This is a genomic window from Streptomyces sp. MBT65, assembly GCF_016612545.1.
Taxonomy (GTDB): domain Bacteria; phylum Actinomycetota; class Actinomycetes; order Streptomycetales; family Streptomycetaceae; genus Streptomyces.
On the sequence record NZ_JAENRY010000083.1, the window covers coordinates 22,793 to 30,556 of the forward strand.

8 protein-coding genes are annotated in these 7,764 nt (G+C 71.8%); 3 read left to right on the top strand and 5 right to left on the bottom strand.

Translation table 11 applies throughout. The features are described 5' to 3' along the window. The first annotated feature begins 76 nt into the window (after nucleotides 1–76). Together JHN63_RS20215 and JHN63_RS20220 are read left to right on the top strand one after the other, a co-directional pair. Nucleotides 77–1,243 (top strand): sensor histidine kinase, encoded by a 1,167-nt coding sequence (locus tag JHN63_RS20215; RefSeq protein WP_200682508.1) that lies wholly within the window; start codon nucleotides 77–79, stop codon nucleotides 1,241–1,243. Further along, the gene (locus JHN63_RS20220; protein ID WP_200682509.1) at nucleotides 1,240–1,932 is read left to right on the top strand and encodes a response regulator transcription factor; all 693 of its coding nucleotides are present in this window, start codon (nucleotides 1,240–1,242) and stop codon (nucleotides 1,930–1,932) included. The genes JHN63_RS20215 and JHN63_RS20220 overlap by 4 nt, the downstream gene beginning before the upstream one ends. Here JHN63_RS20220 and JHN63_RS20225 read toward each other — a convergent pair. The 4 genes from JHN63_RS20225 to JHN63_RS20240 form a co-directional block, all read right to left on the bottom strand. Continuing rightward, complete coding sequence (locus JHN63_RS20225) at nucleotides 1,901–2,458, bottom strand: hypothetical protein (protein WP_200682510.1); 558 nt, start codon at nucleotides 2,456–2,458, stop codon at nucleotides 1,901–1,903. The two genes, JHN63_RS20220 and JHN63_RS20225, sit on opposite strands and share 32 nt — an antisense overlap. A gap of 132 nt (nucleotides 2,459–2,590) precedes the next feature. Next, complete coding sequence (locus JHN63_RS20230; protein WP_200682511.1) at nucleotides 2,591–3,142, bottom strand: flavin reductase family protein; 552 nt, start codon at nucleotides 3,140–3,142, stop codon at nucleotides 2,591–2,593. Beyond that, entirely contained in the window at nucleotides 3,139–5,259 is a 2,121-nt protein-coding gene (locus JHN63_RS20235; RefSeq protein ID WP_200682512.1) for a tetratricopeptide repeat protein, read from the bottom strand. Before JHN63_RS20235 ends, JHN63_RS20230 begins: the two co-directional genes overlap by 4 nt. A 94-nt stretch (nucleotides 5,260–5,353) precedes the next feature. Continuing rightward, entirely contained in the window at nucleotides 5,354–6,556 is a 1,203-nt protein-coding gene (locus tag JHN63_RS20240) for a hypothetical protein (RefSeq protein ID WP_200682513.1), read from the bottom strand. Nucleotides 6,557–6,943: 387 nt separating this feature from the next. On the opposite strand from JHN63_RS20240, the gene JHN63_RS20245 reads away from it, so the two are divergent. Continuing rightward, nucleotides 6,944–7,540: a flavoprotein gene (locus tag JHN63_RS20245; protein ID WP_200682514.1), complete on the top strand. Its 597-nt coding sequence runs from the start codon at nucleotides 6,944–6,946 to the stop codon at nucleotides 7,538–7,540. 65 nt (nucleotides 7,541–7,605) lie between these two features. On the opposite strand, the gene JHN63_RS54725 is transcribed toward JHN63_RS20245, so the two are convergent. Continuing rightward, the gene (locus tag JHN63_RS54725; RefSeq protein WP_374222929.1) at nucleotides 7,606–7,752 is read right to left on the bottom strand and encodes a LuxR C-terminal-related transcriptional regulator; all 147 of its coding nucleotides are present in this window, start codon (nucleotides 7,750–7,752) and stop codon (nucleotides 7,606–7,608) included. Nucleotides 7,753–7,764 lie beyond the last annotated feature (12 nt).

Here is a 7,764-nt window from a genome sequence, read left to right on the forward strand (position 1 = left end):
CGACGCCTGCGGGACCGGGTCCACCGCACGCTGATAGCTTTCGCAGCGGTCGGACAACAGCGGGGAGCGAGACCTGATGAACCGAGCTCAGGCCCTGGTCCGCTGGTCCACGGCGGACAACAACCCCATCCAGGTCTTCGGCACCGCGGCCGCCGTCACCGTCGGCGCGATCACCGTACGTCCGATCGGGACGTCCGGTACCGGGCTCGCGGTGCTGTGTCTGCTCGTCCTGGTGTCGCTGCTGCTCTGCACCCGGCTCATCCCCGAGGGCCACCTCTCACCCGGTGTGCAGCTCGCGGTGCTGTGCGCCTGGTCGGCGGGGGCCGCCGCGCTGATGGGCCTGGACCGCTCCGGGGCCTCGGCCCTGTTCGCGTACTTCGCCACCGGCCATGCCGGATACCGCCTCGACAGCCGCCGCTCGCTGCCGTTCGCGGCGGCCACCAGCGCCCTGTGCGCCGGTGTGCTGCTGCTGCCGTGGGGCGGCCACGGCACCTCGTGGATCGTGGGCGCCTTCACTGGGGTCAGCGTGCTGGTCGGTCTCTCCAACCGCGCCCACACCGACGCGCTGCGCTCCGCCCGGGCCGCCGCCGAGCAGGCCGAGCTGGCCGCGCGGGCCGAGGCACGGGCCGAGGCGCTCGCCGAGCGGGCCCGGATCGCCCGGGACGTGCACGACGTCCTGGCCCACTCGCTGGCCGGGGTGAACATGCAACTCGAGGTCACCGACGCCCTGTTGGAGTCCGGTGACATCGAACGGGCCCGGCAGGCGGCCCAGCGGGCGCAGAGCCTGGTGCGGTCGGGACTGACCGAGGTGCAGCGCACGGTCGGCGACCTGCGGGAGGACGCGCTGCCGCTGGTGGAGACGCTCCGGTCCCTGCTCGCCTCCGCCTCCGACGCCGGTACGCTGACCGTCGACGGGCCACCGCGTGAACTGCCCGTCCGCCTCGCCCAGGTGATCGTGCGCTGCGCCCAGGAGGCGCTGACCAACGCGCACAAGTACGCGCCCGGCGCACCGGTCCGTATGCGCCTGGAGTACCGGGCACGGCAGCCGGAGGCGACCGTCTTCGAAGTGGTCAACTCCGCGCCGCCGGAGGGCTCGCGGCCGCTGGCCGGGGCCGGGAGCGGGATGGGGCTGGTCGGGATGCGCGAGCGCCTCGACCTGGTGGGCGGCACGGTCTCGGCCGGGCCGATCGTGGACGGCGACGACAGTGGAGGCTGGCGAGTGCGCGTGGTGATCCCGGGATGAGCGACGAGCAGCGGGGCGAACAGCCGCCCGTCGTCAGGGTGGTGGTGGCCGACGACCAGACCGCCGTCCGCGAGGCGCTGGCGACCGTACTGGATCTGCAGCCCGGCGTGGAGGTCGTGGCGACGGCGAAGGACGGCGGGGAGGCCGTGCGGGCCGCCGAGGAGCACGCGCCCGATGTGGTCCTGATGGATCTCAACATGCCGCGGATGGACGGGGTCGAGGCCACCCGGCTGATCACTGAACGCTTCCCGCGGGTCGCCGTCGTCGTGCTGACCACCTTCGCCGACGAGGAGTACATCCTCGCCGCGCTCGGCGCCGGTGCCCGCGGCTACCTCACCAAGGAGTCCGGTCGGCAGGACATCACCCGGGCGGTGCGGGTCGCGGCGGCCGGGCAGTCCGTGCTCGACCCCGCCGTACGGGACCGGCTCGTCGCCGCCGCCGCGCGGGGCGGTGCGCCCGTCGAGCGCTCGGGCGCGGGACTCGCCCCGGAACTCACGCCCCGGGAGGTCGAGGTCCTCACGCTGATCGGCGAGGGGCTCACCAACCGGGGGATCGCCGAGCGGCTGGTGGTCAGCGAGGCCACGGTGAAGACGCATATCAACAACCTCTTCTCCAAGGCGCATCTGCGGGACCGGGCGCATGCCGTGAAGTACGCGTTCATCCACGGACTGGTGAAGACCCCTGGGTGAGGGCCTCGCCGCGGGTACCGGCCACCGGCAGCAGCCGGACGCGGGCCAGCAGCAGGAACACCCGGGTGAGGACCATGGCCAGCGCCATGATGACGAAGAACGGTGCGATGGCGTCCTGCACTATCTGGTGCTCGGCCATGAAGGTGCCGAGGTGGTCGCGGAACCCGGTGTTGTGCTCGGCGAGGTAGATGAAGGCGATACGCAGGCCGACCACCGCCGTCCAGATCGCCACGAAGCCGGCGCCGCACCGGGTGTGGACCTGGCCCGAGGCCGGGTCGCGCTCCACGCCGGTCGTGAACGTGGCGACGACTCCGCAGGCCAGCCCGATCGCGGCGCCCACCAGATAGACCACGAGGTCGACGTGCTGGGTGGGCATCCCCTTCAGATAGAAGTAGCCGACCGCGGACACCGTGCCGATCGGCATCAGCACCTTGTGCAGGTCGTACTTGCGGCGCCCGTACTGCGTCAGCATCATCACCGCGAAGATGCCCCCGCTGATCGTCAGTGCCTGCTCCATGTCCGTCATGACGTCCCACTCCTCGGTCTCCGGCGGGGTGCCCGCCGTGCGTTTTCCTGAGACCGACTCTCCCGCCGACGCCGGAAAAGCTCCCGGACCCACGGGTGGAAATCCGGGTGGAGACGCAGGTGGAGGCTCCCCCTAGGGGCTGCTCAGGGACCGGGACGTCGTCGTACGGCCGTCGAAGCGGAGCAGGGGCCGGCTCTCGCGGAAGCCGCCGTAGTCGACGGGGTGCCCCAGGACGAGCATGTGGTCGGCGACCGGCACGGCACTGTGCACCCGGCACACCACCGAGGCCATCGCCTCCTCCAGGACGGGCACGCCCTCGACCAGACGGTGCGCCACCGTCGCGAACCGGTCGCCGGGCATCGTGGCGAAGCGGTCGGCGAGCGCCCCCAGATCGTCGGGGAGAACGTTGACCGCGAACACTCCCCGCTCCTGGACCGCGGCGAGGGTACGACTGCCGCGGGCCAGCGAGACCAGGAGAAGCGCGGGCCGCAGGGAGACCGAGGTGAACGCGGTGACCGTACAGCCGAACAGCCGCTCCGCCCGACGGGTGGTGACCACGGTGATGCCGGTGGCCCAGGTGCGCATGAAGCGGTGGAAGGGGTCCGGCGCGAGCGTGGAGGCCTCGGCCCTGTCTCCGGAGACGGGCTCCGCCAGCCCGTCCCTCGGCACCGGAAGGACGGTCATGCCGCACCCACCGCTACGGCCGGGCCGGACGCCGCTCGGGCGCGTTCCAGGTCGGACTCCGCCGCCGTGGTGTCGCCGAGGTGCTCGTGGCAGCGGGCGCGCTGCCGGAGGAGTTCGGGTACGTCGGCGTCCGGGAGGGTGAGGGCGTGGGTGTAGTCCTCGGCGGCGGACCGCCAGTCGCCGGTCTGCTGATGGACGTGGCCGCGGTTGTGGCGCAGGTCGGGGTCGTCGGGGCGGGACTCGATCGCCCGGCTCAGATCGCGCAGGGCGGCGGCGGGCTCGCCGTCCTCGAACAGGAGCGTGGCGCGGCTCGCCAGCGCCGGCACGCAGCCGGGGTCGGCGTCGAGCGCGAGGTCGAAGTCGCGGCGGGCGGCAGCCCGTTGGCCGGACTCCCAGGCGAGCTGTCCCCGGAGCTGGAGCAGCCGGGCGTCGTCGGGGTCGAGCCGGAGCCCCTCCTCCAGGACCGGGAGGGCCGCCTTCGCCGCGTCGGTCTCCAGGAGCAGTCCGATGAGGTTGACGCGGGCGTCGAGCTGGTCGGGTTCGAGTTCGACGACGCGTTCCAGGTCGGCGATCGCGCCCTCCGTGTCGTCCGACCTGGCCCTCAAGTCGGCCCGGTTGTAGTGCAGTTCCCAGAACGGCGGACCGAGCGTGATCGCCGTGTCGTAGTCGGCCAGCGCGGCGGCGTCGTCACCCAGTTTCTGCAGGACGTCGGCACGGTCGAAGTAGTAGTCGGGGTAGTTCGGGTCGAGCGCGATGACCGCGGTGAAGTCGGCCAGGGCCTCGGCGGGCCGGCCCAGCGCCGCATGCACCCTGGCCCGGTTGTGGAGCAGCGCCGAGCGGTGCAACCGGTGCCGGTCGACCGGGAGTTCACGCTCCATCCGGTCCAGCCCCTCGTCCACCAGCCGGAAGGACTCCGCGAGATTGCCCAGGTGCATCTCGACCAGGGCGAGCCCGTTGAGCTGGAACACCGTGTGGAACGTGCGCAGTTCGGGATCGGGCAGCAGGGTCGCCACGGTGACCGAGCTGTTGACGTACGCCTTCGCCACCACATGGTCCCGCCGCTCCGGCGGATGCAGCCGGGTGTAGAGCATGGACAGCGCGTACCCGGTGAAGATCTGGGTCAGCGGAAGGGCGTACCGGCCGCGCACCTCCAGATAGAAGCGTTCGGCCTCCGCGGTGCGTCCCAGGAAGGCCAGCGCCGAGGACATCTTCCCGGTGACCTGCGCGTACACCTCCGCCCGCCCGGGGCCGACCAGGGCCCGCACCCGGGGGGCGTAGTCGAGGATCGCGTGCCAGAAACCCATCCCGGCGCAGTGGTAGACCGCCTCGTAGAGGGCGTCGCCGCCCGCCGCGGCCGGGTCGCCGCCGTGTTCGAGGTGGTACGGGATCGCGCCCAGCCGCAGGCTCAGGTCACCGTCGCGCCGTAGCCGCTCGGCCCGTTCGTCGTGCAGCCGGGCGCGGGTGTCCGGGTCGGCGGCCCGGTAGGCGGCCAGTTCGTCCGGGTCGTCGGAGGTGCCGTCGGAGTCGACGTACGCGTGCAGCAGCCGGTCCTGGTCGCGGGCGGGACCGGGATCGGGCGCGGGTACGTCGGCGGGGCGGGCGTACCGGTCGAGTGCGGCGGCGAGTTCGTCGGTGAGGTTCCCTCCGCGGCTGCTCACGGAGACGGCGACGCGGGTGCCCTGGGTGCGCCGCAGCAGGATCGCCAGGAACTCCTGGTCGGTGTGGTCGGCCTCGTCGGCGTCGGCGAACGCCAGCCGCAGTGCGCCGGGAGTGCTCAACTGTGCGTAGGCGACGAGGAGTTCGACCAGACCGTGGGCGAGACGGCGGGTGCGCACCGCCGCGTAGACGCGGGTCTGTTCCTCCGGTGTCGCCACGGAGGTGAGCGTCTGGGGACCGGCGCCGATGCGGTCCTGCAACTCCGGTGCCACCGAGAGGATCTCTATCGCGTGCCGGTCCACCAGGTCCGGCCGCCGGTCGTACACCGACGGCACCAGCGCCCGCATCAGGGTGCCGGCTCCGGTGTAGGGGCCGCGCAGCCGCCTGTGGCAGCTGACGGACACATCGGCCGGCTCCGGAGCGGATGCCTCGGGGCCGCTGTGCCACAGGCGGGTGTTCATGGCGTCTCCTTACGTCAAGTCATGCAGCATTACGTCGAGTTGACAGCTTTCGTCGCGTTGATCGTGCTCGGCGCGTTGATCGTGCTCGTGGCGTTCACCGCCGGTGCTTGCGGTTGCGGGCCGCCTCGCGGCGGGAGACCACGAGCAGCAGGGCGAAGTCGCCGAAGAAGAGGACGAGCGACACGATCGAGTCCCAGAACCCGGCACCGCCCGCCGTGCCGTGCGCCAGTTGCGGTCCGAGCCGGGTGGCGAAGCCCCACAGCAGGGGTACGACGGCCAGCGCGGCGGTCGCCAGCAGGAAGCCCCCGCCGCAGATCGTCAGCAGGGCGAACCAGGGCGCCATCAGCCGGTCCCGCGGCGACCACGCCGAGTCGTCGACCTCGTCGGGCGGCCGTACTCCCGGCAGTCGGCGCAGCCTGCCGCGCAGGTACGCGGAGGTCGCCTCGTGCAGGGCGGTGCAGCCGAGCAGGGTCGTGACGACGTAGTACAGGTCCGTGCGCAGGAAGAGATAGAACTGCCAGACCAGCCGCAGCACGATCGTGTAGGCCACGGCCAGCGCGGGTCCGCCCGCCCAGGACGGACCGGTCGCGGCCAGCACGGTCAGCGCGCTGAACAGCAGGACGTCGGCGAGCATCCCCGCGAGGAAGGGGAGATACCGCTTCCTGCGGGGGACGCTGTACAGCGCGTCCAGATGGGTCTCCACCACCAGGTAGATCAGCCGGCGGCTCATCGTCAGGCTGGTCGGCAGGCCCAGCCTGCGCCCGGCCAGCACATGGAAGAACTCGTGCCAGCTCACGGCGGGCACCTGTGCCAGCGCCAGGGACACCTGCACGAGCACGAGGGAGGGGCTGAAGAACACGTTGGCGGTGTGCGGTCGCAGCCGGGGTTCCGTCACCAGCAGGGTGACGCACGCGGTGACCAGGGCCGTGTACGCGACCCAGGCCGGCGGCGAGAACGCCCACCCGCCCAGCCGCCGGAACCGCAGCGGCCGGACGCTCTTCTCCGGCCCGGGCTCCGCTCCGCCCTTCTCGACGTCCTCCCTGATGTCCTCGATGTCGTCCTTGACGAAGCCCAGTTCGCGCAGGGTCTCGATGAAGTCGCCGATGTCGACGGACTCGCCGAACTCGGTGAGATACCAGCCCGCGGCCTCGTCGAGCGCCATGCCTTCGGCGAGCCGGCGCAGCAGCGCCGCACCGTCGTCGGGCAGGACGGCGTAGGACTGGATGTCAGAGCGCCCCACCACGACGCCGTCGGCCTCGTCGACGAACGTCAGGGGGTGGAATTCGATGGCCGACATGGGTGTCCCGGGCCTCCTCGCCGGTCCGCAGGGATGTCGATGTCACGGTGCGGGTCCGTACCCGTACCGCCCCTGGGACATGACGGGGACAGGTACGGGTACGGACCGCAGGCGTCAGCAGCCCTCGGGGCTGTAGAGCGCGGCGGACGACGTGAGCTTGATGGAGCCGGTCTTGCGAACGGTGATCTTCTTCATCTGTTTCACCTCCCTGTGTGGATCGGGTTGTCGAGCGGTGCCACCCGGTGGGGAGGCGTCCGGCGACGACACTGTCAGCGGGGCGGCGCGGGGACATGGGGGAACGGCACCCGTGTTTCCGGGGCGCCCGGACGCGCGAAATGGGGGCGCCGCCCCCATACGGCACGGAGCGGCGCCGGGCAGGGTGGGCGCATGCGAGACGACACCCTGTCAGTCATCGTCTGCGGCTCCAGCGCGGCGAATCAGCTCCCGGCCTATCTCACCTGGTTCCGCCAGGAGATCGACCTCGGTCTGCGCGTGCTGCTGACCCACAGCGCCGCGCGGTTCATCCAGCCGCAGGTGGTCGCGTGGTACGCCGACGAGGCCTACACCAGCGACGATCCGGCGCTCAACCCCACCGAGTTCGCCAAGCGGTCGGCGGGGATCGTGGTGCTGCCCGCCACCGCGAACACGCTCGCCTCCGCCGCGCTCGGCCTCGCGGCCACGCCGGCCCAGACCGCGCTGCTGGCCGCCGACCGGCCCGCGCTCTTCTTCCCGAACATGAACCGGAGCATGTGGGTCAAGGCACCCGTGCGACGCCATGTCGCGACGCTGCGGGCCGACGGTCACACCGTGGTGGATCCGCAGGAGCGGGTGGTCTTCGAGCTGTGGCAGCGGGAGAACGCGCTCGGCATCGCCATGCCCCCTCCGGACGAGGCGACCGAGACCGTCGTCACCTGGCTGGAGAAGATCCTGTCCGCCGAAGACCCCGAAGACCCCGAAGACCCTGAAGACGCCGAGCACCCGTAATGCCTGAAGGCGCCGAGGAGTTGGCAGACTCCCCCAGCTCCCGGCCTACCGCTACCTACCGCCGCCTACCCCGCCCCCTGCCCCATCGCCGCCGCATACGCGCTGAGTTCGGCCCGGTTGGGCCGCCCGGTCTTCAGCATCAGGCTCGCGACATGCTTCTCGACGGTCCGCGGAGAGATGAACAACCGCAGCCTGGCCGCGCGGTTGTTCATCTCTCCGCGGAC

Bases quoted from the DNA above. Each gene is read 5' to 3' on its own strand.
- JHN63_RS20215 (WP_200682508.1), top strand. From the start codon at position 77: ATGAACCGAGCTCAGGCCCTGGTCCGCTGGTCCACGGCGGACAACAAC.
- JHN63_RS20220 (WP_200682509.1), top strand. From the start codon at position 1,240: ATGAGCGACGAGCAGCGGGGCGAACAGCCGCCCGTCGTCAGGGTGGTG.
- JHN63_RS20225 (WP_200682510.1), bottom strand. From the start codon at position 2,458: ATGACGGACATGGAGCAGGCACTGACGATCAGCGGGGGCATCTTCGCG.
- JHN63_RS20230 (WP_200682511.1), bottom strand. From the start codon at position 3,142: ATGACCGTCCTTCCGGTGCCGAGGGACGGGCTGGCGGAGCCCGTCTCC.
- JHN63_RS20235 (WP_200682512.1), bottom strand. From the start codon at position 5,259: ATGAACACCCGCCTGTGGCACAGCGGCCCCGAGGCATCCGCTCCGGAG.
- JHN63_RS20240 (WP_200682513.1), bottom strand. From the start codon at position 6,556: ATGTCGGCCATCGAATTCCACCCCCTGACGTTCGTCGACGAGGCCGAC.
- JHN63_RS20245 (WP_200682514.1), top strand. From the start codon at position 6,944: ATGCGAGACGACACCCTGTCAGTCATCGTCTGCGGCTCCAGCGCGGCG.
- JHN63_RS54725 (WP_374222929.1), bottom strand. From the start codon at position 7,752: ATGAACAACCGCGCGGCCAGGCTGCGGTTGTTCATCTCTCCGCGGACC.